At 60.8% G+C, this 25,794-nt stretch carries 11 protein-coding genes; 7 read left to right on the top strand and 4 right to left on the bottom strand.

Features of this window, described 5'->3' with window-relative positions; translation table 11 throughout:
• Positions 1–29: 29 nt before the first annotated feature.
• The 5 genes from VJZ71_16420 (at position 30) to VJZ71_16400 (ending at position 10,809) form a co-directional block, all read left to right on the top strand.
• The gene (locus VJZ71_16420) at positions 30–1,439 is read left to right on the top strand and encodes a sigma-54 dependent transcriptional regulator (GenBank protein ID HKQ49659.1); all 1,410 of its coding nucleotides are present in this window, start codon (positions 30–32) and stop codon (positions 1,437–1,439) included.
• Between the two features lie 232 nt (positions 1,440–1,671).
• Positions 1,672–2,571 carry a cation diffusion facilitator family transporter gene (locus tag VJZ71_16415; protein HKQ49658.1) on the top strand — a complete coding sequence of 300 codons (900 nt, stop codon included), beginning with the start codon at positions 1,672–1,674 and terminating at the stop codon, positions 2,569–2,571.
• Between the two features lie 1,287 nt (positions 2,572–3,858).
• Positions 3,859–7,845, top strand: coding sequence for a PKD domain-containing protein (locus VJZ71_16410; GenBank protein ID HKQ49657.1), 3,987 nt, complete (start codon positions 3,859–3,861; stop codon positions 7,843–7,845).
• A gap of 102 nt (positions 7,846–7,947) precedes the next feature.
• Complete coding sequence (locus tag VJZ71_16405) at positions 7,948–10,194, top strand: dockerin type I repeat-containing protein (protein ID HKQ49656.1); 2,247 nt, start codon at positions 7,948–7,950, stop codon at positions 10,192–10,194.
• A 474-nt stretch (positions 10,195–10,668) separates the two neighbouring features.
• Positions 10,669–10,809: a hypothetical protein gene (locus VJZ71_16400; protein HKQ49655.1), complete on the top strand. Its 141-nt coding sequence runs from the start codon at positions 10,669–10,671 to the stop codon at positions 10,807–10,809.
• Positions 10,810–11,104: 295 nt separating this feature from the next.
• On the opposite strand, the gene VJZ71_16395 is transcribed toward VJZ71_16400, so the two are convergent.
• Both VJZ71_16395 and VJZ71_16390 read right to left on the bottom strand, forming a co-directional pair.
• Entirely contained in the window at positions 11,105–13,615 is a 2,511-nt protein-coding gene (locus tag VJZ71_16395) for a tetratricopeptide repeat protein (GenBank protein HKQ49654.1), read from the bottom strand.
• Positions 13,616–13,626: 11 nt separating this feature from the next.
• Positions 13,627–14,193: a sigma-70 family RNA polymerase sigma factor gene (locus VJZ71_16390; GenBank protein HKQ49653.1), complete on the bottom strand. Its 567-nt coding sequence runs from the start codon at positions 14,191–14,193 to the stop codon at positions 13,627–13,629.
• 236 nt (positions 14,194–14,429) lie between these two features.
• On the opposite strand from VJZ71_16390, the gene VJZ71_16385 reads away from it, so the two are divergent.
• Positions 14,430–19,325, top strand: coding sequence for an SBBP repeat-containing protein (locus tag VJZ71_16385; protein ID HKQ49652.1), 4,896 nt, complete (start codon positions 14,430–14,432; stop codon positions 19,323–19,325).
• A gap of 272 nt (positions 19,326–19,597) precedes the next feature.
• Here VJZ71_16385 and VJZ71_16380 read toward each other — a convergent pair whose 3' ends face one another.
• A complete protein-coding gene (locus VJZ71_16380) occupies positions 19,598–19,852 on the bottom strand; it encodes a hypothetical protein (GenBank protein HKQ49651.1) in 255 nt (84 codons plus the stop codon).
• A 357-nt stretch (positions 19,853–20,209) separates the two neighbouring features.
• Here VJZ71_16380 and VJZ71_16375 point away from each other — a divergent pair, with 357 nt between their 5' ends.
• On the top strand, positions 20,210–23,920 hold the full coding sequence (locus tag VJZ71_16375) for a fibronectin type III domain-containing protein (GenBank protein ID HKQ49650.1): 3,711 nt from the start codon (positions 20,210–20,212) through the stop codon (positions 23,918–23,920).
• A 221-nt stretch (positions 23,921–24,141) separates the two neighbouring features.
• On the opposite strand, the gene VJZ71_16370 is transcribed toward VJZ71_16375, so the two are convergent.
• Entirely contained in the window at positions 24,142–25,791 is a 1,650-nt protein-coding gene (locus VJZ71_16370; protein HKQ49649.1) for a di-heme oxidoredictase family protein, read from the bottom strand.
• Positions 25,792–25,794 lie beyond the last annotated feature (3 nt).

Here is a 25,794-nt window from a genome sequence, read left to right as displayed (position 1 = left end):
GGGACGCATGATAACAGGATGTTCAATCGATGGCCCGAATTCTGATCGTTGAGGACGAACCGATTCTGCGGCAGAACATTGCGGATCGGTTGCGCGCCGAGGGGCATGAAGTTGTCGATACGGGCACGGGCGAAGCCGGCGTCGAATTGGCTACCCTGTTGGCGCCCGACCTCGTCCTTACGGATTTGCGCCTGCCCGGAATGGACGGCTTACGCGTCCTACGGGACGTGAAACGAATCAATCCCCGAACGATGGTGGTGATGCTGACCGCTCACGGGTCGGAGAAATCCGCCGTGGACGCCTTGCGTGAGGGCGCTTACGACTACCTTCACAAACCCGTCGACCTGAAGGAGCTCGCATTACTGATCGAGCGCGCCGTCAGCCATTGCCGCGCGCTCGACGGGTTGGAGTATCTTCGCGAGACTGAGCGGCAAAAGGGAACTCTCGCGGCGCTCATCGGCGTCTCCGCGAATATCCGAGACGTTAAGAATCTGGTCCGTCAATTGGCCTCGTCACCAGCCGTCGGCCTCCAAGACCCTCCTACGGTCCTCATCACCGGAGAAACAGGCTGTGGAAAGGACCTCATCGCCCACGCGATTCACTACGAAGGTCCGCGCAAAAACGGCCCGTTCGTTCATGTCAACTGCACGGCGATCTCCGAGACGCTTTTCGAAAGCGAGCTGTTCGGACACGTTAAAGGCTCTTTCACCGACGCTCGAACGAACAAGAAGGGCTTGTTTCAAGTCGCCGAGGGAGGGACGATTTTTCTCGACGAAATCGGTCACATGGGCCCCGCCATGCAGGCCAAGCTGCTGCTCGCACTTGAAAAACGCACCATACGGCCCATTGGGGCGACCGACGAAAGGCTCATCAACGTCCACATCATTGCGGCTACGAATCGGGACCTCCAAGAAGCGATTAACAAGAACGACTTTCGCCCGGACCTGTTCCACCGACTCCGGGTGTTTGAGATTCACGTCCTTCCGCTCCGGCAACGGCCCGAGGATATTCTCCCCATTGCGGAGACGTTCACAAAAAAGCACGCCAAGAGATTCTCCAAGCCGACTCCCGTCCTTTCCAGCGCCGCGTCCGCGGCACTCAAGCGGTTCCATTGGCCGGGCAATGTTCGCGAACTCTCCCACACCCTTGAGAGCGCCATCTTGACGTGCGACGAAACTGAACTCAGCGAAAAACACCTTCGCTTGGACGCTCTGTCAATTCCTTCCGCCGGACAATTCAAATCACCAGGGCGGTTCGTCATGGAAATGGACTTTGAAGGCGGGACCCCGACACTGGAACAGGCCGAACAGCAGATCATCCGCGCCGCTTTTGAATATTCCGGCCGCAATCTGCGCAAGACGGCGCGCATCCTCGGACTCAGCCGCGAAGCGATACGCTACCGGCTGGCGAAGGCCGAGGTTAAGCCCGCCGCGGAATAAAAGGACGCTACAAATCTGACGTCGGCTAATCTGGCTATGGGCAACGGCTGCGCCGAGGTTGAGGATCGTTTTTCCACGCACTGCCGCACCGGACCCTGCACGGTAGAATAATCACAGAATCAACGAACGATGCTGCTGCGAAGCCATCGTTCCACGAGACCAAAGGCAGACGGCATTTCTGGTGCAAGCGTTTCCATCGAAATCGACCGCTCGCCTGGCCAGCCAAATGGGCATGCGCACCACCCTGATTGGCATTGGCGTGAACGCCCTCCTCGCCCTTACCAAGGGCGCGGCGGGTTACTTCGGTCACTCGTATGCCTTGATCGCCGACGCCATCGAGTCAGCCTCGGACATCTTGAGCTCTCTGGTAATCTGGATCGGTTTGCGGATGGCGGGCAAGCCTCCCGATGACAACCACCCCTACGGTCATGGAAAGTTCGAGCCGATCGCTGCGGCTGTCGTCGCCCTGACTCTTCTGGCCGCGGCAGTAGTCATCGCGGTCGAGAGCGTTCACGAGATTGTCACCCCGCATCACGCCCCGGCTCCTTTTACCCTGGCGGTTCTCGTGTTGGTCGTAGTAACAAAGGAAACGCTGTTCCGGTTCGTGGTCAAGGTGGGAGCGGACGTGAGAAGCACGGCTGTCAAAACGGATGCTTGGCACCACCGCAGCGACGCCATCACATCCGCGGCGGCGTTTGTTGGAATTCTTGTCGCGCTGATCGGCGGCTCAGGCTATGAGAGCGCGGACGACTTCGCCGCGCTCGTCGCATCGGGGATTATTGCTGTCAACGCCGTCAGGTTGTTGCGACCCGCGTTGGCAGAGCTGCTGGATACCGCACCACCCAAGGAATTTGAAAGAGGTGTCCTTCATTCAGCGGCAAACGTAGACGGCGTACTCGGTACGCACCATTGTCGCGTGCGTAAGCTCGGGTTCGACCTTTTCGTTGATCTCCACGTCGAGGTAAATGCAATGAGCACGGTCGCGGAAGGGCACCGCATCGCACATGCCGTGAAAGACCGAATTCGGCTGGACAATCCGTCTATTACCGATGTACTGATCCACGTGGAGCCCGCGACCTTGCCTTCGCGAACCTGTACGACGGTGCACGAGTCCCCGCCAGCAAAGACATGAGCCCCAGTGTCCATGGAGGCCGAGGACGTTTTGACATACGCCGATCCTGAAATGGTCGCTATCCCGGCACCCGGGCACTATTGTGTTCGACGTCAGGGGGCGCGTGAGGGTCGAGATCACCAGGAGTCCATGGCTAACGGCGAAGTTCAGTCGGCTCCTGGAAACAACATCAACGGCGGTGGTTGCGGCGTACAAAGTCAGCAGAGAAACTTCGCGTTCACTGCTTTTTCGTGCGATGACGAAGCTCGTCGAGCGTTCTGATACCCCCAAGTCCCCTCGCCCCGCAATGCGGGCCGAACTTCCCTTCTTCCCTTAAGGCGTCGTTTGGCCCGCGTATGGTCAATAAGTGGCATGGGCCGCCGCTCCGAAAGAGTGCCGCCGGCTTTCCCAAGTGGTCTCGTCCCGGCCGAACAGGCGGATAAACGCTTCGTCAACAAGTGCGGTCGGCTGAAGGTTTGGGCGGCGGACTCTTGTGAGAAGTGCCGCGCGGACAATGTTCGAAGTTCTTCATAGATCAGCGGGAAAAGTTCTTGCAATGCCAGCGATCGCCCTTCTGGGCTCTCACCTGCAACGTCGTAACGTTGCCGCTGGTCTTGGGTTGCGAATTCGGCATCATCGTCGCCCCGCCCGCCTGACATATCCTGCCATGAATCGGAGCATAAAGACAAGGAGAAGGTGACATCCTTCCTTGAGTGGATGTCGCCAGTATTAGCATCGCTGGAAAAAAAAGTGTGGACTGGCACGGAACATGCTGAGAGGTCGCAGATCGTCGACAAGGTGGAACGCTTCTGCCTCAAGTAGATGGCGACCTTCCGTCAGTCGGAATCGTAAGGAAGGCCCGAAACTCGAAATGGTAGGTCTTGCGGGTGTGCGTATACTCACGCATCCATTCAAGAACGGCATGTCTCTCAATGCGTCAAAGTTGCGTGGTTTTACACTTTTGGGGGGGGAAATCACTACACCGTCTCAGGCTGTGATATCGGTGCCGGACGCGTGAGCCGCAGGCGGTGATAGAGCTGAATCGCACATTACAGGAAAGATTCAGCGCGATGAGTACTCGGAGGTATCGCCATGACAACACTTGTATCCGAAGGCGAGCGGCTGAACAGTGCGGCTTGTTCATCGAGGTCGGCATTCGATCTTGGCGAGCTTGCCTGTCATTCCAAATTGAGTGGAGGTCGCGTCATGACAAGGCAACTACTATTTTTAGCATCTCTGGTTCTTCTGGGCGAGTATGGGCCGCTCGAAAAGCGCTTGATCGCTGGGACCCTTCCGGGGGATGCAGCAGTGAGCGCAGCCGCAGGCGATCAATCCGCCCCCGCCATCGCTCGCGGAGGCGATGTACTCCTGGCGGTATGGTCGGATGCGCGCGCCAACGTCACTGGCGGTTACGAAGGCGAAACGTCTCGTGACATCTATGGTGCGCGCCTCGACACGGACGGCAATCTCCTCGATACCGTGCCGATTGCCATCGCGGCGGGCAAGTCTTCGCAGGAAAACCCCAAAGTCGCCTGGAACGGGACCCACTGGCTCGTGGTCTTCGAGAGTTGGGATCTCAACGGCACCGGATACTACTACCAGAAATCAATGGAGGCCGTCCGCGTGGCGCCGTCCGGACAGGTGCTGGATTCCACACCCATCAAACTCTACGGCCTGACCCCCAGCGGCGGTAGTTACTGGGCGCTGGCCAGCGATGGCACAAACTGGGTCGTCGTGAACCAAGGCAGCTCCTCCAGCGGAAACATCTTTGCCGTGCGCATCTCGCCGGCCGGCGTGTTGCTCGATCAACCGACGCACACCCTGGTGGAGGCGACTTATTATGGACGCTCAAACCTGAAGCTGGCCTACTCATCCGGCGTGTTCATACTGACATTTAATGATGAATATGTGAACGGCACCGACAACACCAAGGCCGTGCGGTTCGATAGCAATCTCAATAAACTGGATGGTGCCATGATTCCGCTGCTGTCGACTCCGCTCAGCGACATCGCCGCCAATGACACCGGTTTCTACATCGTCTGGAATCGCCAGGAACCGAACTTCTCCGTCATCGTCGCCGGCTCGCGCCTCAGCACGGCCGGTCAGACACTCGATGGCAACGGCGTCAATCTCTCCGGGACGAAACAGCCCTACGCCTACGCTTCCACGGCCGTCGCGTGGGATGGCGTCAACTGGCGCGTGACGTGGGGCGAGTACAGCACCACCTGGGTGGCCCGCGTGAATGCCGCCGGCCAGGTGCTCGACCCCGGAAGCGTCGCGGTTCCCGGTATACAGACCGGACCCACCGCTGGAACGGGACAAGGCGGCGTCCAACTCGCCTGGACGGAGTACGCGAACAACAACAACGACGTCTACAGCGCCGCCATCACCCCGAGCAGCACGGTCGGATCGGCCAGCACGCTTTCGGTCGGCACTCCCCGGCAGCAGCGCTCCGACATGGCCACCAATGGAGCGGGCTTCATGCTGGTGTACTTCAGCGCGACGGCAAACCAGAACCGCGTCCTCGCCCAGCCGCTCGATGCCAATGGAGAACCACTGATCGCGGCGCCCATTCAACTCGATTCCGGCAGTCCCGCCAGTGGTCCGAGTTATGCAAACGTGGCATGGAACGGCTCCTGCTATCTGGCGGCTTGGGGAAATCCGAGCGGCATCGTGGGCCAACGACTGCTTCCCGACGGGGCCAAAATCGACGCAGCGCCGTTTGTCGTCATGAGCGCGGCCAGCAAGGCGTTTGGTTCGGCGGATGTCGCGGCGCTGGGCGGTGACTTCCTCGTCGTGGGCCGAAAAATCGGAATCAACGCTCAGTACATCTTTCCGGTGGGCGCTCGTGTTCGCGGATCGGATGGCGCCGTGCTTGATGCCGCGCCGCTGGTGCTCGGCGGCTCTTATGTGGGGCGGGTGCCGGCCGTTGTCGCGCTTGGCGGGCGCTGGCTCGCGGCCTGGCATCAGAATTCCACACACGACAATCCCTATGCGAACACGATGGGCGCGTTCGTGGATTCGAACGGTTCGGCGACGCCCGCGTTCACTATTCACACCAGTTTTTCAACAGCCGGAGGCAACGGCATCTTCGAACTGGCGCTGGCCTCCAGCGGAACTGTCGCCATGATGGTGCAATCTCAGGAACTATCGTCGGGGGTCGAAACGGATTTGCTCGCGCGGCTGATCAACGCCGACGGCACCGTTCAGCCCACGATTAATCTCACCCCATGGGTCGGGAACCAATACAAACCGCGTGCGGCATGGGACGGCACGAATTTCATCGTCGCCTATCAGGACCAGAAGAACCGTCTTGCAGATTGGACTCTGGATCAGCTCGATGCGCGAAGCGACCTGTTCGCCATGCGCATTACCCCGACCGGTGCAATTCTGGACCCGCAAGGGTTCGTCTTCTCGGCGTCACCGACAGGCGAAACCGATCCGAACATTGCCGCCCTCAACGGCGTGTCCCTGCTTACCGGCTCGGTCGTGACCAATGACTCAGTCCACGCAAACTACCGCGTGATTTATGAACAGTTCGGAGTCGGCGGAAACAAGTGGCCCGTCGCTGTGACAACGGCCAACCCCACCGGCGGCGATGTGCCAATCGACGTCGCATTCAGCTCTGCGGGATCGGACGATCCCGACGGGGCGATTGCCTCGTACCTTTGGGATTTCGGCGATGGTGCGTCGTCCACGCAGGCCAGCCCAACGCACACCTATTTGGTCGCAGGCCCCTACGCGGCGAAGCTCACTGTGACAGACAACGGCGGAGCGTCGACAACACAGACGGTCCTGGTCAAGGTCGTTGCTCCCAACCAGTTGCCGGTTGCCGTCGCAACCGCTGACCGGTACGCCGGCGTCCTCCCGCTCGACGTGGTGCTCTCCGCAGCGGGTTCGTACGACCCCGACGGCTTCATCGGAAACATCGAATGGCTGTTCAGCGATGGCGGCAGTTACTGGGGGGCAACGGCATATCATACGTTTGACACGCCGGGTCCGCAGACCGTTACGATGAATTGTTACGATGCGCGCGGTGGTGTCGGCACGACAAGCCTGATCATAAACGCCGCAGGCGTCAACTTGCCGCCAGTCGCGGCCGCCAACGCGACACCGAATTCCGGCCATACACCGCTCGCCGTGCAATTCAACTCGGCCGGCTCGTACGACGCGGACGGCACCATCGTCACTTATGAGTGGGCCTTCGGCGACGGGACGGGCACCATTTCCAACGAGCCGAACCCGCTGCATATCTACGCCAACTCCGGTACATACATTGCCACGCTCACCGTGTGGGATGACGACAACGCCAGCGAGAGTGATACCGTCAACATCACCGCGGTGTCGTCGCATCATGTCGAATACGGCGTGAACCTATCGCTCGGGCCGAACTATATCGAGCATTACGAGCAGGGGGAGCAGCCGGTCGGGCCGATCGACCATGAGGACATCATCGCCGGATACGGTCGCGTGGCGGGAGTGGCGAATGTCGGATTCGGCGTGAACAAGGCGCGGGTGGACCTGGCCGGAACCAACGAGAACAATCCTCTGTTCTTTGAATATGGCTTTGCCACCTCGCGTTACTGGGATTCTTTCCAATTCGACGATCCGCAGCTCAATGGCACGCACGGCTTCTTCGACGTGACCCTTTACGTCGCAGGGTCCGGGTTCGTCAACATGAGCGATGCATATCTGCTGTCTCCGGATACCCAGTTCGACGCCTTCTGGCATGCGGTAATCAATGTCTCCGTCGATGGCGTGACCGATCCATTTGGAGGTCCCATTCAGTCGGGCTACTACGCGGGCGATTGGTACAAAGACTATGGTTCCGCAACTCTCGATTATTCTGGCGATCCGCTCAATACCTATCAGCAGACGATCACGTTCGAGTTTATCTACGGCCAGGCGATCTTTATGGACACGTTTCTCCAGTGCGACGTTAGTTTCGACAATCAAACCTCGCAGGTGGCCGGGACACTCGACGCCGTGATCGATCTCGGCAATTCCAGTTACTGGGGCGGTATCAGGAACCTCCGCGACGCGCAAGGCAATCCGGTAACTGCCGCGGGGTATTCCTCCAGCTCCGGCTTCGACTATCGCCAAAGTGCTTTCGCGGGCTCGCCCGGCGATATCGACGGCGACGGCACGGTGGACTCGATCGACCTGAACTTCTTCGTCGGCGTGCTGTTGGGGAGTAACCTGGATCCTGTTCATTTCAATCGTTCAGATTTGAACGGCGACGGCGCGGCCGACGGCGGCGATACTCAAGCGTTCGTCGATGCGATCATGCCGTGAGACACGCATGCATCTGGAGCCAGACTGCGAAATTCAGGGTATACGGCTGGAGCCTCATCGACGCCGGTTGTTTTTCAATTGCCCGTTTCAGGAGAAAGGAACATGCATGTTCGATTTATCAGCACGATCTGGGTTTTCGTAGCCCTCTCCGCCGGGACCAGTCGCGCCGAACCTCAGTATTCGTGGCGATACTACCGGCCGGGCAACACGGGCATCCAGGGAGACTTCAACGAAGCGCTCTGGATTGCGCCGGACGGGGATCCCTACATCGGCGGCTACGATCCGTCCTTCGAGGAAGGCGGGTTTGCGAAGTTCATCCAGGCGGAGAACCGTTGGGTCAACTACTCCAACGTCGACTATCCGATCATCGGCCATCCCGATGATACAGGGTGCACGCGCGCGAGAGACATCGTCCCCGAAATGGGCGGAAGGCTCTGGATCGGGACTTGGCGGGGAGCGTTGTCGTTCGACCCGACCGTCGGCGCGACCTCGCTCATGCGCCATGGTCCGGGCAACTCCGGGCTCAGCGCCGATTTCGTTTGGGACATCGACCGGGCTCCGGATGGTACGATGTGGTTCGCGAACAACGGAAGTGCTCGATACGACCCGGCGACCAACACCTGGACGCGCTGGGACAACATGGGGAACGTGTTCATCGCCGCGCAGCCCAAGCCGACAGGCGGGTACTTGATCTGGTCCTCGTCAAGAGCGCCGACCCGGGATTACACCTTCGTTTTCGACAGCGACACGGAGCAATGGACCATAATTTCCGTCGCGTACCCCTTCGACAAGCCCAATGAAGTGGTTGGGATGCCGGGAAAGGATTGCGTCGACGAGACCGGGAACTTCTGGGCCCTGCGGAGCACGAGCCCCGGCGACTTTGACAGCCTGGATTACCGCCAGCCGGACGGCTTTTGGGTCACGCCCCCTGAGCCTTTCTACGGGGTAACGTTCGACATCTGGGCCTTCAAGGCCTACGGGGATCGCCGGGCGCTGCTCGTCGACGGCAATGGAACGGTCTGGCAGTTCGACGGCTCAACTTGGGGAAACCTGGGGCAGTGGCGTCCCGGTGCTTACACATACTCCGCCGACATCGATGCAGCGGGCAACGTGTGGGTGTGCGGGAGCGGGGGCGCCGCAAGGCGGAACGCGCAGACCGGGCAGTGGCAGCGTTATCGCATTACCAACACGGCAAACTTTGACAGTTTCAACCGCGACCTCGCCATCGACCCCGTCAACAACTACGTTTATACGGGTGCCAATGCCGGCTCCGGCATCGGCGGAATGGTCCGCTTCGATGGGACGCGCTGGACCGCGTGGAATCAGCTCACGTACGGAATCGGGTACGACTGGCCGTTCCCCAACGACTATTGCGAGACCCTCGCCTATCAGCCCTCGAACGGCCGGATTGCGGTCTCTCCGCTCGAGTGGCTTTACGGAATTCACGAGTGGACCGGCTCGGGGTTCAACCCGCTGCTCCCATCCGGCGGCGCGGTGCGCATGTGCGAGGACTCGCAGGGCCGGCTGTGGGCCCTTGGAGAGTATTACAGCCTCAGCTACCTCGATACGCGCGGCTGGAACTCCGTGCCGATCATAGCATGGGGCAGCAAAATCCAGCGTGATCCCGAACGTCCGGGTACCGTCTGGGCCGCGACCGGACACGAGATCGTCCGCACCGACGGTGTGTACCGCTTCTCCCGCAACATCGAAGAATTCCCCGAGCTCCCCGCGTCAAGCGCCACGTTCTCCGGCTTGGCCGCCGCTCCCGGCGGCATTGCATGGATCGGAGCCTGGGTTCAGTTCAGTGATGGCACAGGCAGTGCGCTCATCCGCATCGACTCCAATGTCGGTACCTACCAGATGCTGCGTTTCGAGGAGGGCTGGCCGCTCCCGGGTCAGGCCGTGCAGCCATTGGCCGTCACGCCCGACGGACGGCTGTGGATGCAATACGACAGCGATTACCTGACAGCCCAGCGTGGTTTGTGCTGGTACGACGGCACCAACGTCGGGGTCTTCCCCGCGCCGCCCGGCGGCGAACCGCAGTGGGGCGGCCTGCCGCACGCTGCAATCGACGATCTGGAAGTTCGAGTCATACCCGGCGGATATGAATTGTGGATGAGCTGCGTGAGTCGCGGACTCGCCGTCCTGACCGTTCTGAACACCGTCCCAGCACCCGGCGACATCAATGGTGACGGGGTCGTAAACGACGCAGACCTGACGATTTTCGTAGCAGTCTTACTCGGCGTCGACAAGAATCCGACGCATTTGGCGCGTAGCGACTTGACGGGTGACGGAACAGCGAACGGCGCCGACGCGCAGATATTTGTCCACCAGATGCTCATGCCGTGAGTAGTCACGGTCAATGCATAGCAGAGGACAAAGACACGAGGCGAACGCCCTTCATTCTGATTGCAGGCGAGCCCAATATGCGAGGAGTCAAGATGGCGGCGAAGTTAATTGGCGAGGTAGTTTACCATTGGCGAGTGACGGTCAAAGATGTTAATGGTCCTCCCGTATTGTTGCGAAGGATGCTTTTTCCAAGAAACCGAATTTGGCCGACTCGGAAGTCGTTGCTGGTGCGGAGCGGCGAAATCGCCATGAGGGCGGACCGATATCCTACTCGATTCACGTCCAGCGATCTCTCTTGGAGGGTTTCGATCAACGAATTCTTCAGGCGGCGTGGTAATAGTGTCGCAGCAGCCCGCCCAGAAATCGTTGGCAGCGAGTTGATCCAAGGTCAGGAGTAGCCATTGTTACGTTGTCGTCGGGTGGTCCGGTTGCGGCGTGCGCGACGGTTCGATTTCCGAGTCCTTGATGCGGGCGATGGGTATTGAAGAATTGAGCGTATTCTCGAGCGATATGATCGAGATGACCAAGGCTGAAACACAGGAAATGACTCAAGCACTCCCGCTTGACCGCTCCGATCCAAGCTTCGGCAAACGCGTTGGCGTCCGGCGCCAATAGGGGCGTCCGCAGAGGCCGAATGCCTGCGTTGCGAAACACCTGATCAAACGCAGAAGAGAACTTCGTGTCGCGGTCGCGAAGTATGAATTTCGCCTCAATCTGGTGATCGTCGAGCTACATCATGACGTTTCGGGCCCGCCGCTCGACCCATGGTCCATGGGGGTGATACGTGGCCGGCGAAAGGAATACCTTTCTTGTGCCTATTTGGATGAAGACGAGGCAGCGGGCCAGCCGGACTCCAAGCGTGTGACCACCGCCTTGGTGCAAACGGATTTCCGGTATTGTGCTCCATGGACTATCGTTGAGCAGACGCCGGCTGCGTGGTTGTTTGCAATGTTGCAAACTTGGCGCGCCATTCGGCGGCCTTTTCGGGCTTGCCCCAGGCTCGGAAAACCTCATCTAGCAGCAGACCAATTCGCTCGCGCTCCGCATCGCTGTCCGTTCCCGTCCCAACGGAATGATCGAGACAGTCGTGAAGTATCCGTTCGGCATTTTCAAAACGATTGAGCTTGATGAGACAAGTGGTAAGTGAACGCGTGATGTCTAGTCGATCCCCGATACTCGGTCGAGTTAATGCCATCGCCTTCTCAAGCCATTCAGCGCCGCCCGCATAATCGCCTTTGGACATGCGGACGAGGCCAAGGCCGTGGGCCGGATCAGGAAACCTTTCTGGCGCGATTTCCAGCGCCTCTCTGAAGTAGGGTTCGGAATCGTCAAATCGCCCCTGCCGGAGAATTGCCATTCCAAGGCTTGCAAGGTAGCTGGCGACTCGCACCTGTCGGCCATAGGAATTGCGAGCGATCCTAAGTGCGTCGTGGAATTCCGATTCGGCTTTCTGATAGTTTTCCATTTTCATCAGCACCGAACCCAGATTGAGCAAGTAGATACCATGTTTGGGGTGATCGGGTCCGTCGATCTCCGCGGAGGCTTCCGCCACTTTCCTCGCCAAATGCTCAGCTCCCTCATAATCCTTTTTGTAAAAGAGCAGTCCCGACAAGGCCCCCATGCTGGCAAGCGTTTCGCTGTGCTTTTCGCCGAAAACTTTTCGGCGAATGGCCAGAGATTGTCGAAGAAGCGGCTCGGCCATCTCATGTTTCTTTTGAAGGACGAGGATCCATCCAAGATCGGCCAGCGCGAACGCGAATTCAGGAGTGTCCCCAGTTCGCGTACGGCGATACATCTCCACCGCCTGCATCATCATGGGTTCGGCCTCGGTGGCATTTGCCGTCCGCAGAAACCGGGTCCATGCAATATTCCGCAGGGTCCACGCGATATCCGGATGGTCATCGCCGTGGAGGGATCGCTCCGTCGCAAGTGCTTCATTCAGAAGCGGCAAAGCGGAATCCCAGAGATCCAGAGCGGTGTAGGCTATGCCGATCGTGTTCATGAGGTCGGCCTGGACGAGCTTTTCATCCTTCAACTCGCTTCGTATCCTTGCGGCAGCCTTGTCCAACATTTCACGCACCGTGTAGTCTTTCCCCTTTCCGATTTCGGGGTTGGCGGATTCAAAAAGGGCGACGAGAAATGAAGATACACGTTGAGCGGTTTTCGCCTTCTCGGCGGCGTGTTTTTCGGCATCCAGCGCACGCACCAGGTTTTTTTGCGAACGACCGTAGAGCAGACTCATCGAAATGCCGAAACCACCCAGCAACAGGAAGATGACCGTTGTGAGTGCGGCGGGAAGCGGATGGCGAATCACAAGTTTTCGCAGCTGGTAGAGTCCGCTCGGTGGATGTGCGAGGACGGGCTGACCTGTGGTGAAGCGTCGAATATCTTCCTTCAATTCGTTGACCGATTGATAACGCTGCGCCGGCTCTTTTTCGAGGGCCTTGAGAACGATGGTCTCCAAATCACCCCGGAGGGCGCGGTGAATCGTACTCGGCCGGCGCGGGGCCTCCTCGCAAATGAGGCGGACGGCGTGCGGCAGGGGCGCCGTCCGCACCTCGTAGGGCAACTGGTCGGTCAGCAGCTCGTATAAGACGACGCCCAAGGAGTAGATGTCACTGCGCAAGTCGATTTGATCGCTTGCACCGCGCGCCTGCTCGGGACTCATATACGCAAGTGTGCCTTGGATTTTGGCGGCGTCCGTGCTCAATGTGGTGAGCGCGACGTCCGAATCCGTGATCTTTGCCAGGCCGAAGTCCAAAACCTTGGCCAGCCCGTTCTCCGTGACCAACAAATTCGACGGCTTGATGTCGCGGTGAATTACGCCTCGCTGGTGCGCATAGGCAATCGCGTCGCAAATAGTGACGAACAATTCAAGCTTGCGCTCCGTGGACAACCCGTTCTTTCGCGCGAAATCAATGAGCGCCTTGCCCGGCACCAGCTCCATGGCGAAATAGTGGCGGTCGTCCTCGGTGCGACCCGATTCGTAGAGCGATGCGATATGGGGATGATTGAGCATTGCCAGGGCCTGCACTTCGCGGCGGAACAGTCGAATGACGCTTTGATCGACATAGCCCTGTCCGCGAACGACCTTGATCGCGACCTGTCGCTTCGGTTCATCCTGCATGGCCTCGTAGACCGTGCCCATTCCGCCGTAGCCGAGGATGCGCACGAGTCGGTAAGGCCCGATTTGTCTGCCGATCAGCGGGTCGTCGACGGGCAGACCGGCACCTGATGAATCGGGAGCGGGGGGCTCGAGGGACTGACTCTTTTGATAGGCCGAGAGGAGCGACGACACTTCCTGGTGGATCGACGGATCATCCGCGCAGGAGGCCTCCAGAAATTGCACCTGTTCGCGCGGTGGCCGGGCACGAGCCGTTTCGAACAAGTCCTTCACGCGATGTTGGCGTTCCGGCGTCATCGAAGATCTTTTCAACGATTCATTTCGCGCCAAAGCCAGGCCCGCGCCATCGCCCAATCCGTTTCCACCGTGCGTTTGGATACACTCAAGACGTCCGCGACCTCGGCGACGGAGAGGCCCGCAAAAAACCTGAGTTCCACGATCTGACTCTGCCAGGGATCACTGGTGGTGAGTTTTCGAAGGGCTTCGTCCAACGCGACCAAATCGACATCCGTATTCGCAACCTGCAGGAGGTTGTCCGACAGCGCGATTTTTTCAAATTGTCCTCCCCGCTTGATCGAGTTTCGGTCGCGGGCGTGCTTGACCAGGATATGGCGCATGACGACGGCGGCGACGCGGAAGAAATGCGCCCGATTCTCGAACGCGCCCGGCCTTTCCTTCATCAATCTCAAATAAGCTTCATGCACGAGGGCCGTGGGTTGAAGCGTGTGATCCTGGCGTTCGTTGTGGAAGAAGCTGTCAGCAAGCCGGCGTAGATCCGCATAAACCGCGGGCAGAAGCTGGGCGACGGCCTGACGGTCACCGGTGTCGAGGTCGTTCAGAACCCGCGTCAGGTCCGACTCCAGCCCGGTATCCATGATACCCATCCAAATATATTGAGAATTTGCTGCGGACATCGGCTCTCAAACGGACCTTTCCTAATGGAGCGCGGCCCGCTGTCCGGAAGCCGTGGAAATAGACAATCGCCATTCTACCACAAATGGGATGGCGTACTCCGTCGGCCCCGGGCGGGGGCCACGCTTCGTGCCGAAAAACGGTCAGTTCCGCCACGGGCGGCGGCCCGCAAGTACCGACATTTCAAGGAGATAGAAACATGCAATCGCGACGAAACAACCTGTCAATTATGCACCGAGCGGTTGTACCCATCGTGTTGGGATCGGCGGCAACGATGATCCTGGCGGTGCTGGCGGCCTGCAATGCGCGTCGGTCACAGGAGCTTCAGGCTGAGTCTCCCGTGAAAACCGCCCGCATCGAGCGTGATCCGTCACACGCCTTTGAATCAAACAAGACTCCGACCGCGCACCTGTTCGACGGCCAGCCCATGCGTTTTGAAGAGAACCGCGGACAGGCGCCGGAGGGCTATCCGTTTCGAGCGCGCGGCCGCGGCTACACCATGCTTCTATCGCCGACCGAGGTCGTCCTCGGCCTTCAGAGAAACGCAGATGGCGCCGCCGTTCACATGAAGTTCGTCGGATCGCGCTCCACTGCGGAACTCACCGGAGTCGATGAGCTTCCGGGCAAGGTCAACTACTTCATCGGTAACGACCCTGCCAACTGGCGGACGGAAATCCCGACGTACGCGCGTGTGCGCTGCGAAGGCGTCTGGCCGGGCATCGACGTGGAGTACTACGGTAATCAGCGCCAGCTCGAGTTCGACTTCGTGGTCGCGCCCGGTGTCGATCCGAGCGCCATTGAGATGCGATTCAACGGCGCGGATAGATTGAATATCGATGTAGACGGGGCCCTGCAAGTGACCGTCGCCTCGGGCGAGGTGGTCGTCCGCAAGCCGCTGATCTACCAGGAGATCGACGGGCAGCGCCGGGCGATCGCCGGCGGCTTCGTGCTGCGCGACAATCAATGCGTTGCGTTCCATGTCGACAGGTACGAGCCGACGTTGGCGCTCGTAATTGATCCGGTCGTAGTATATTCAACGTACCTGGGCGGGGCGGCTCCGTCGAACACAGGCGCCGCCACGTACGACGAGGCGTTCGGCGTTGCGGTAGATAGTACGGGCGCGGCCTACGTCGTCGGGACAACGCACTGCACCGATTTTCCGACGCTCGGCGCATTCGACAACACCGTTAGCGGACCGGGCGACGCGTTTGTAACCAAGTTCAGCGCGACCGGTACGCTGGTCTATTCGACCTACCTCGGCGGCACCTTCTCGAGCGCATCCGACCAAGGGTATGCGATTGCCGTGGATTCCTCGGGAAGCGCCTATATGACTGGGAGTACCTTCGGTGGTTTCCCCGCGACGGCCGGCGCTTTTGATACGTCGCACAACGGCTCGACGGACGTATTTGTTACCAAGCTCAGCCCTTCCGGTTCGGCGCTGGTGTACTCGACGTTTCTCGGGGGTCCCAACGGCGATCAAGGAAACGACATCGTCGTCAATTCGTCCGGCGAGGCGCACGTTGTGGGCGCCCCAAGCTCCGGCTTTCCGACGACGCCGGGTGCATTTGACACGACTCTTGGCGGCACGGGTGACGCATTCGTGGCCAAGCTCAACGCAGCCGGGTCCGCGCTCGTCTTCTCGACATTCCTGGGCGGATCGGGCGCGGATGAGGCCCAAGGCGTCGCCTTGGATTCCGCGGGTGCGGTCTATGTGACGGGAAGTACCCATTCGAGCAACTTCCCTGTCACCGCCGGTGTAGTCCAATCAACCATCGGCGGTTCAGGGGACGCATTTGTCACCAAGTTTAATCCGACGGGCTCATCCCTGGTCTACTCAACTTACTTTGGCGGTAGCGGCAACCTCGATGAGTGCAACGCCTTGCAAGTGGACGGTGGAGAGAACGCTTACATCTGTGGATTGACGAACTCAACCGATCTCTTTCTGGGCAGCCCCGGCTTCGATAAGACCAGAGCCGGCAATGACGCGTTCGTAGCCAAACTAAACAGCACAGCGACCGAGGTCACATTCTGCTCCTATCTAGGTGGCAGCAGCAGCGATGAGACTAATGCGATCGCGCTGGACGTGCTCGGAAGAGTGTACGTCGCCGGAACGACGAGTTCCGGTAACACGACCGGAGGCACGAGCAATCCGAGCAGTTTTCCGACCACCAGCGGCGCGCTTAAGCCGATTAAGCCGGGAACCGGCCCTTCGGACGCGTTTTTGTCCATCTTCGAGTCCAGTGGAACCTCATTGGCGTACTCGTCGTTCCTGGGCGGCTCCACCAACAGCGAATTCGGCAACGACCTCGCCGTCCTCGATTGCGATGTATGGGTCGTCGGCAGGACGTTGTCCTCCAATTTTCCGCTGGCCAACGCGTTTGACGGCACGTTTGGGGGGGCGGGGACCAGCGGCACCGCGGGGGACGCGTTCGTCACCCGCATGAACATCCTGTCCTGCAATCGTCCGCCAACGGCCACATGCCCGGCGCCGATCGCGCAGGAGTGTGCCTCGCCCGGTGGCAATACCGTAACGCTCAGCACGACCGTCGGCGACGCTGACGGTGATGCCCTGACCGTCATCTGGAAGGTGGACAGCGTTGTCGTGCAGACCGACAACGTTCCATCCGGTGGGGCGATCACGACGGCAACGCTTACGCTTACGCAGACGTTTACACTGGGCAATCACACGGTCGAAGTGATTGCCGTCGATTCCGGCGCCGTCCCGGCCGAGTGCCACGAACTGCACGTCATGATCGTCGATACCGAGGGGCCGACGGTGGTCTGCCCGGTCGAATTGGAGGCTGAGTCGGCGGATGAGTTCTGCCAGGCGGCCATTCCCGACGTGACCGGCGAGGTCAACGTCAACGACGACTGCACCCCGACCGGTTCGATCACCGTCACGCAGAGCCCCGCCGCCGGTACGCTGGTCGGCCTGGGCACGCACTCGATCACCGTTAGCGCCACTGACGGCTCGAACAATAGCAGCACGTGCAACGTCTCGTTCGTCGTATCGGATACGACCGGACCGCAGGTTGTCGATTGTCCATCGGGCGGCAGTGCCTCCGCCGACGCGGCCTGCCAGGCGATCGTCCCCGACTACACCGGGGGCGTGTTGGCAACCGATAACTGCTCCGCGGCGGCAGCCCTAACCATCCAGCAGGACCCCGTGCCGGGCGCCGTGGTCACGCTCGGACTGAACGAGGTCCTGCTGACTGTGACCGACGCGGCAGGCAACGCATCCGTGTGCGTCGTTCAATTCGAGGTCACCGACGACACTTCGCCCGTTCTCGCCCTGCCCGCGAATGCGACGGTGCAATGCGACCAGTCCAACGATGCCGGCGCAATGGGCTCGGCCACGGCTGTTGACAATTGCGATGCCGCGCCGGCCGTGTCGTCCAGCGATGAGATTGTGCCGGGCGACTGCCCCGGCGAGTACACCATTGTCCGCACGTGGAATGTGCTGGACGCGACAGGTAACTCGGCCTCTGATGATCAGATCATCGACGTAATCGACTCGATGGCGCCGGTGCTGGCGGGCGTGCCTTCCGACGCAACGGCGGAGTGCGACGCGGTACCCGCCGCAGCCGGCGTAACGGCCAACGACAATTGCGATCCGGCGCCGAGTGTGGCGTCCGGTGAGGACGTTACGCCCGGCGACTGTGCCGGGAATTACATCCTCACGCGGAGTTGGACGGCTACGGATGCGTGCGGCAACGCCAGCTTTGCGGAGCAGCACATTACGGTGGTCGACAACACGGCCCCCGAAGTCTCCCCCCCCGCGGACGTAACCGTCGAGTGCGGCCAGTCTACGGATGTTTCGGCCACGGGTCCGGCGACGGCAGTGGACAGCTGCGATGCCAGCCCGGCTGTGTCATCATCTGACAGCGTCAGCGGCGCGTGCCCGCAGATTCTTACCCGAAGCTGGTCTGCCAGCGACGGCTGCGGTAATGCAACAGCGCCCTACGCGCAGACCATCACGGTGGTGGACAACACGGCCCCGACGCTCTCGCTTGCCACCACCTCGGTGACGGTGATCGACATGGACAACAACGGCAGCGAGCCGGTGACTCTGCCGGCCGCTTCCGCCGCCGATACCTGCGATCCCAATCCGGCGATCACCTACGCCCCGGCGCTAAGCACCTTTCCGGTCGGCACGACGCTCGTAACGGTCGCCGCCCGCGACGCCTGCGGCAACGAGTCCACTGAGACAGTTGAGGTCACAGTGCAGCCGGGTGGGCCGGGCCCCTGCGCGACGCTCGTTGTCGAGGCCGCGCGGCACTCGACCGGCAGCGGCCCGCATCCGACCGCGAGCAAGTCTCCGCTCGTGGGAATCCTTGTCGGCGTGTACGACAAGTCCGAGGGAAGCTGTGCTCGCTCGCAGCCAGGACCCGGCGACGGCATCACTTGGCAGAAGTATCCGGCGATCGTGGCCAATTGCGCCCCGGTGGCCTCTCAGCCTACGAACAGCGAGGGCATCGCCTCCTTTTCGCTGCCTGCCGGCGACTATGTCGTCATCAGCCACTTCGACAGCGACGCGCCGCCCGACGGTGTGCGCGACCAGTACATTGGCGTCTCGGCCAGCGACCTGGCATGCGGCCAGACGATGAAAAAGCACCTGCAAATGCTGGTGGATGCCCAGGGTGTCAAGAAGCCAGGCAAGACCACGCGCCTGACCGGGTCGGAGCTACTCATCATTGAGCCAGAGTACGTCGTGTGGGACAACACCGTGCAGTTGTATCCATTCGTTCTCGAGAGTATCGGTGACTGGTGCATCACGGCCTCGGTTGCGCCGCCGGAGGGTTTCATTGCGGACTATTCGGCGCTATCCGCGACGGTGAACAACCAGCTTGGCGCCGTGCAGTTCACGATTACCGAAGTGGGCAGCGACCTGGTGCCGACCAGGACCGAGTTCCAGGTTATGCACAATGGGCGAAGCCGTACAGTGTCGAGTGACGTCGGGATCATGCTAACGCCGACTTACGCCCGATCCCGCGGCTTCGACGTAGGCGAACTGCGTCGGCGCGGCTTGATCGTGGACCGGTCTTTAAGGCCAAACCGCACTGAGTCGGGCAACGGCCAAGGCAGCGCGAGGTGATGGCGAACTAGGCCCAAGGAACTTGTACGGGCTGGAACTTAAGCCCCTGACGGGCGGAACCTACTCCCTCGTCGGCGGCTTCTGGCCCGCCGCGCCGTGTAGTTGCGTCGGCGATCTGAACTTCGACGACTAGGGAATCGGCCAAGACGTGCAAGGCTACGTCGATTGCGTGCTGAGCGACGGGAATAGCCCCAGCCGGCATTCTCCCTGGCCAGCCGCCTGATCAGCGCCCGGACGTTCCTGACAATCCTCGGTCGGCCGACGCGCCGGGGCTAGCGCCCTTCCCTTTGCTCCACGACCCACCGAGAATAGGTTTGAGGCGTGACGATGCCTCCCACGCTATGGTTTAATTCAGCACCGAGCGCCAACAGCCGGGCACGGTTATCCGGACTGGGGATGACGCGATTGCCGCCGAGCTTGCGGCGGAGAATCTCGACCTCGGCCTTGAGGAACCGGATGCGGGCATCCCGATGAGCCGCATTCGCTTCAACGAGGAGATGCGGAAGGATGTAGAGCCAGCGGAACATGTCTTGTGAACCTGGATTGAAAACCGGCAATCACGCAACAATGAGGGGCTCTCGACATTTTGGACCCGCGCTGGTGCCCGAACAACTCTCGGTGATGAAGAATCAAACGACGGGCCGTATGCGACTGCAATGGAAATCCAGTGGTGTTCGCTTGACCATGGTGATCCATGAAAACTATGCTGGTCTGAGTAAAGCCTCGGACATCACCGAGCTTAGTGCTAAATCCCGGTTCAGCCGGAAGTTGTGAAAATCAGCTTCCGCCATGCCATTACCTGGAGGCGCGGTACAATGGCTCCGCACGGCACGGCAGCGGAGCCGCGCCAGGTCATCTGGGAAATGCAGGTTCAGGAGACGCACATGAAGCGACTTACTAAGTCAATCAGCGTACTTCTAGTATTGGCCGGCGGGGTTGGCACCGCGTGGGCGGCAGAACCAGACGCTAGTCGAGAAGCGGTGGCGAAACTCAAGGCCGCCGCTCCCCAGGCGATCATCCACCAGGAAGGCTCCCGAATCACGCGTGTCGGCGGCCAGCCGCTCGCCTTCGGCGCCACACCCGAGGAGGCCGCTGAGCAGTTTCGACAAGTACACGCGGATGTTTTTGGGGTCGGTGTGGAGGACCTTGTAGCAGCACCCGTTACGGAGGGCGGCCGGTTCGTTCAGCCGGTCATGTACGAGCCGGAGCGGGGCGACTACAAATTCATGTTGGTGCGTTTCGGACAGCAGAAAGACGGGATTCCCGTCTTCCGGTCCGACCTGCGTTTGTTGTCGCGCAACGAGCCGGGTTTTCCGCTCGTACTTGCTGCGTCAGCCCTGCGAAACCTGGGCGGTTTTGTCCCGGACCAGACCACCCTACGGAACCCGTTTCAGCCCGCCGCCCATGTCGATCGGCCGCTGGAGTCGTTTTCAAACCCGCAAGTCGTGATCTGGGCCGGCGTCGATGATTCCGTCACGACGCCGGAGCTGGCGTACGCATTCGTCGCGGAAAAGGGGTCTTCCGGGGACGGGGACTACGAGAGGTGGCTGTATGTCGTCGACGCGGCCAACGGCAAGATCCTCTATCGCGAGAACCAGATAATCTTCACCGACCTCACCGGCAACGTGAGCGGAATGGCGACGACCGGCCCCAAAGCGGACTTCTGCGCGGCGGAGCAGGCCACCGCCCTGCCCTGGGCCATCGTAAGCGTCGTGGGTGGCAACAGCACGTTTGCCGACGCCGACGGCAACTTCACGATTCCCAACGGCGGCAGCGCTCAGGTCACGGTGCAGTCGCCGATGAGCGGGCAGTACTTCTTCGTCGACAACGTGCAAGGGGCCGAGGAGACGCTGTCTCTGGCGGTGACGCCGCCCGGCCCGGCGGACTTCATGCACAATGCCGCGAATACTGACGAGCAGGTCCGGGCGCAAATCAACGCCTATGTCCAGGCGAACGTCGTCCGCGATTTCTGTCTGACGTACAACCCCAGCTACCCGACGATCAGCACGCAGACGGACTTCCCGATCTACGTCAACCGCACTGATGGCTATTGCCCCGGCAACGCGTGGTATGACTACAGCTCCATCAACTTCTGCCTCTCGAGCGGCAGCTATCCCAACACAGCCTGGAGCAACATCGTCCACCACGAGTACGGCCACCACATGGTCACCTCAGGCGGCAGCGGGCAGGGACAGTACGGCGAAGGCATGTCCGACTGCATTGGCCTGCTCATCGCCGACGACCCGGTGTGCGGCTTCGGCTTCTTCGGCGACTGCAATTCGGGGCTGCGGAATGCGGACAACACGATTCAATACCCGTGCTCGGGCGAGATTCACGACTGCGGCCAGCTTATTTCCGGCTGCGTCTGGAGCACGCGGAACGAACTCCTCGCCACCAACCCCGCTACCTACCTCCAGATTCTCTCCAACCTGACGGTGAACTCGATTCTGCTCCACGGCGGGACCCAGATCACCCCGCAGATCACCATTGACTTCCTGACGCTCGACGACGACGACGGCAACATCAACAATGGCACGCCGCACCGGACGGAAATCTGCGCCGGCTTTGGCGCCCACAACATGGACTGCCCGCCGCTGCCGGTCGGGCTGAGCGTCATTCCGGCGACGGGCCTGGACTCGGCCGGACCCGTGGGCGGACCATTCTCGCCCGACAGCGTGACCTACACCCTGGAAAACCTGTACGACACGCCGATCGACTATAGCGTGTCCAAGACCGCGGCTTGGCTCGATTTGTCGAACATGTCGGGTACGCTGGCCGGACATGCCACGACGACCGTGATCGTGTCGATCAATTCCAGCGCCGACGGCCTGGCGACCGGTGCGTACACCGACACGGTGAGCTTCACGAACCTTACGGACCAGGTCGGCAACACGACACGTCCGGTGGCGCTGGCAGTCGGCGCCCCCAGCCTCCAGATAGAGTGGAACCTCGACACCAGTCCCGGCTGGAGCATGCAAGGTGAGTGGGGGTTCGGCCAGCCCACCGGCCAGGGTGGCGGCTACGGTTTCCCTGATCCGACGAGCGGATATAGCGGCACGAACGTGTATGGCATCAATCTGAATGGCAATTACTGGGTCTACGAACTCGTCGGCATGAACTACCTGACCGCGGGGCCGATCAACCTGAGCGGCATTGCCCTGGTCAATCTGAAATTCCGTCGTTGGCTCAACAGCGACTTTGAACCGTACGTGAATTGCACCGTCGAAGTCTCGAACAACGGCACGAACTGGACACAGGTCTGGTCGATCGGCGAGAGCGAGATCACGGAGGACGCCTGGTCGCTCCAGTCGTACGACATCAGCTCCGTCGCCGACAACCAGCCGAACGTGTACATCCGCTGGGGCCACGGCGTGGAAAACTTCGGGGCGGTCCCGTATTCCGGCTGGAACATCGACGACATCCAGATCTGGGGCGTTGGGTCGCAGGAGTCCACGCACACGCTCAACGTTGGCGCGGTCGGTCAGGGCAGCGTGGCGCTGAACCCGACCGGCCCGATCTACCCCGATGGCACCACAGTGACGCTGACCGCGAATCCGGCCGCGAACTGGCACTTTGATCATTGGACGGGCGATGTCACCGGTACGACCAACCCGGCCACGCTCGTCATGGACGCCGACAAGAACGTGACGGCGGTGTTCGCAGCGGACACGCGCACGCTGACGGTCAACGTCACCGGTCAGGGTACGGTTGCGCTCAACCCGCCGGGCGGGACCTACCCGTACGGGACGTCGGTGACGCTGACGGCAAATGCCGCCCCGGGCTGGCGCTTCGATCATTGGGAAGGCGCGCTGACCGGCTCGACGAACCCGAGGACGCTGTGGATGATCGTCGACTACACCGTGACGGCCGTGTTCGTGCAGGACACCTTCACGCTGACGGTGAACACTACCGGCCAGGGCAGCGTCGCGCTCAATCCCCCGGGTGGGAGCTATCTGTCGGGCACGACGGTGACGCTGACGGCGACGCCGGTCGCCGGCTGGCACTTCGATCATTGGGAAGGCGCGCTGACCGGCTCGACGAACCCGACAACGCTGCTGATGAACTCCAACAAGACCGTGACGGCGGTGTTCGTGCAGGACACCTACACGCTGACGGTCAACATCACCGGTCAGGGCAGCGTGGCGCTCAATCCCCCGGGTGGCAGCTATCTGTCGGGCACGACGGTGACGCTGACGGCGACGCCGGTGGCCGGCTGGACCTTCGATCGTTGGGAAGGCGCGCTGACCGGCTCGACGAACCCGACGACGCTGCTGATGAACTCCAACAAGACGGTGACGGCGGTTTTTCTGAACGTGCCACCCAACGCGCCGAGCAACGTGACCGCGACGGACCTCGGCGGCGGCCAGGCGCGCGTAACGTGGCAGGATAATTCCGGCAATGAGACCGGCTTCCAGATTGAGCGGCAGAAGCGCGTGGGCAGCAACTGGACGAATACGACGACGTTCAACGTCGGGGCCAATGTGACGACGTACACCGACGCGCCGGGCGCCGGCCAGTTCCGGTACCGCGTGCGGGCGTTCAACGGCAACGGCAACTCGGCCTGGTCCGCGTACGCGACAGTCAAAGTGAGATAGCGAACGAGCAACGAGAAGGGGATAGGTTCGATATTCCCAAACGTGAACCTATCCCCTTCTCCGGCTTAGGCTGTGCTAATCCAGCGCGAAGCAACGGACGTTGCGAAAACCGGCATTAAGGCACTCATAACCCGGAGGGTCTTTGTGATCCGCCGGTTCGCTGTTGTGTGAAGTTCATCACGTCTTCGCGGCGAATCTCGAATGATTTGCCAATCACCCGGCTAAGGAGCGAGATAGGCGACCACGAACGGAGCGATGTCCGCCCCGTTGACGACGGTGTCATGGTTCTTATCGAGCATGCAGATCAGGACCGGGTCCGTAATCTGGTCAAGGAGCAGGGCGACGAAGATGGCCAGATCTTCCGATTCAGGATCGCACTCATCCGGCAGGGCATTGAGGTTGCAGTCGGTGCTCGTCCCGAGAAAAAGGTCGCGTGCGTCATTCACCGAATTGCCGTTGCAGTCTCCCTGGGGACCGGCATAGACCGTCAGAAAAGCCGTGAAATCGTTGTCGTCAACATCGCCATCCTGATCAATGTCCATGATCGCGCAGGGGTCGTCGGGCGTATAGCCCCCGGATCCGTCGTAACAATCAGCCATTGCGATCAGATCGGCGGCGTCGATGTCGTTGTCGCCGTCGGCGTCGAACTCGGCGCGGCCGAGCGAATCCAGGAAGGCAATCACCTGCTGCTTCTGGGCCGGCAACAGGGCTGCGTACGCGGTCGCAGAGGGGAGGGCTTCGCTGCCGAAGCCGCCGTGCTCGGTAATCGCGGTCGTGATGCGCGAGGCAAAGGTACCGGCGGCGGCCCGGCCGTCGTGCAACATGGGGTCGCGTGCGCGAATTCCCCACAACGGCGGCGTTCGCATCTCCCGAACTTCGGCGTCGCCCTGACCGATGCCGTCGCCGAGGGCGCCCATGTCGTGAAGAAGAAAATCAGAGTAGGGCCGGATCGTTTTGTTGCGGATCGCCGTTTCCAGCGACGGGCTGTTCGACGTCACAAAGGAGGGAATGTGGCATTGAGCGCATCCGACCGAAACGAACAATGCTTCTCCGGCCATGCCCGACTTCGGGGTTTGGGGCGGTGAGGCGAGAAACCGCTGAAAATCGGTTACGCGATCGATGAAATCAAAGCCTTCGCCATCGGGTCCGTCCTCCGGATCCGCGACCGTGTCACATTCGCCGAGCGTGGGTGGATCGACGCCATTGGGATCGTTTTCGGCCAACACAAAGCGGTTGGTAATCCCCATTTCGTTTAGCGCGGCGTCAGCGGAAAAGGTCAGCACCGTGGCGACCTGGGCCTTCCAGCCGAACCGGCCGACGCGAAGCGGGCTACCCGGCGGATCCTCAAAGGCGGTCACCATGTGCGCGCGGCCGCTGATCGTTGGTCCGGGACTTTCATTCGCGAGAAGGTCCGCGTCCGGGATGGCCTCGAGCAAGCCGATGCCGAGGGAAGAGGTGGTGATTCGAAGCGTCGTGACGTTGGCCCCGGGGGGAATGACTTCGGCGCAGGTTTCGTTGATGGCGAGATTCTGGAGAAGCGATCCGCCTTGCGATTCCATCGGAAAGAAGCCGCCGCCTTTTTCGTCGAACAAGCCAAAGCGCGTAACGGCAATGGACCCGGAGCCGCCCACCGGGTTGTTGTGGCAACTCGCGCAACTCTGCTGGTTCATGATCGGGCCGAGCCCCTCTTCGATCGTGAACGTCTTTTCGAATGCCGTCTTGCCGGTGTTGAAGCGAGCCAGTTCGACGGGCGACATTCCGGCGAGTGGTTGCCCCATGCGCGGCTGAGGGTCGACGGCCCAAAGCGCACCGGCGTAGATCAGTGTCGCCAGGATGGCCGACACTCGAATCGCGATGTGTCTCCCACGCATGGT

Source organism: Phycisphaerae bacterium (assembly GCA_035275405.1).
Lineage (GTDB): Bacteria > Planctomycetota > Phycisphaerae > UBA1845 > UTPLA1 > DATEMU01.
The sequence above is the reverse complement of the archived record's forward strand: the minus strand, read 5'-3'. Positions and strand labels throughout refer to the sequence as shown.

Bases quoted from the DNA above. Each gene is read 5' to 3' on its own strand.
- VJZ71_16420 (HKQ49659.1), top strand. From the start codon at position 30: ATGGCCCGAATTCTGATCGTTGAGGACGAACCGATTCTGCGGCAGAAC.
- VJZ71_16415 (HKQ49658.1), top strand. From the start codon at position 1,672: ATGCGCACCACCCTGATTGGCATTGGCGTGAACGCCCTCCTCGCCCTT.
- VJZ71_16405 (HKQ49656.1), top strand. From the start codon at position 7,948: ATGCATGTTCGATTTATCAGCACGATCTGGGTTTTCGTAGCCCTCTCC.
- VJZ71_16400 (HKQ49655.1), top strand. From the start codon at position 10,669: ATGGGTATTGAAGAATTGAGCGTATTCTCGAGCGATATGATCGAGATG.
- VJZ71_16395 (HKQ49654.1), bottom strand. From the start codon at position 13,615: ATGACGCCGGAACGCCAACATCGCGTGAAGGACTTGTTCGAAACGGCT.
- VJZ71_16390 (HKQ49653.1), bottom strand. From the start codon at position 14,193: ATGGATACCGGGCTGGAGTCGGACCTGACGCGGGTTCTGAACGACCTC.
- VJZ71_16385 (HKQ49652.1), top strand. From the start codon at position 14,430: ATGCAATCGCGACGAAACAACCTGTCAATTATGCACCGAGCGGTTGTA.
- VJZ71_16380 (HKQ49651.1), bottom strand. From the start codon at position 19,852: ATGTTCCGCTGGCTCTACATCCTTCCGCATCTCCTCGTTGAAGCGAAT.
- VJZ71_16375 (HKQ49650.1), top strand. From the start codon at position 20,210: ATGAAGCGACTTACTAAGTCAATCAGCGTACTTCTAGTATTGGCCGGC.
- VJZ71_16370 (HKQ49649.1), bottom strand. From the start codon at position 25,791: ATGCGTGGGAGACACATCGCGATTCGAGTGTCGGCCATCCTGGCGACA.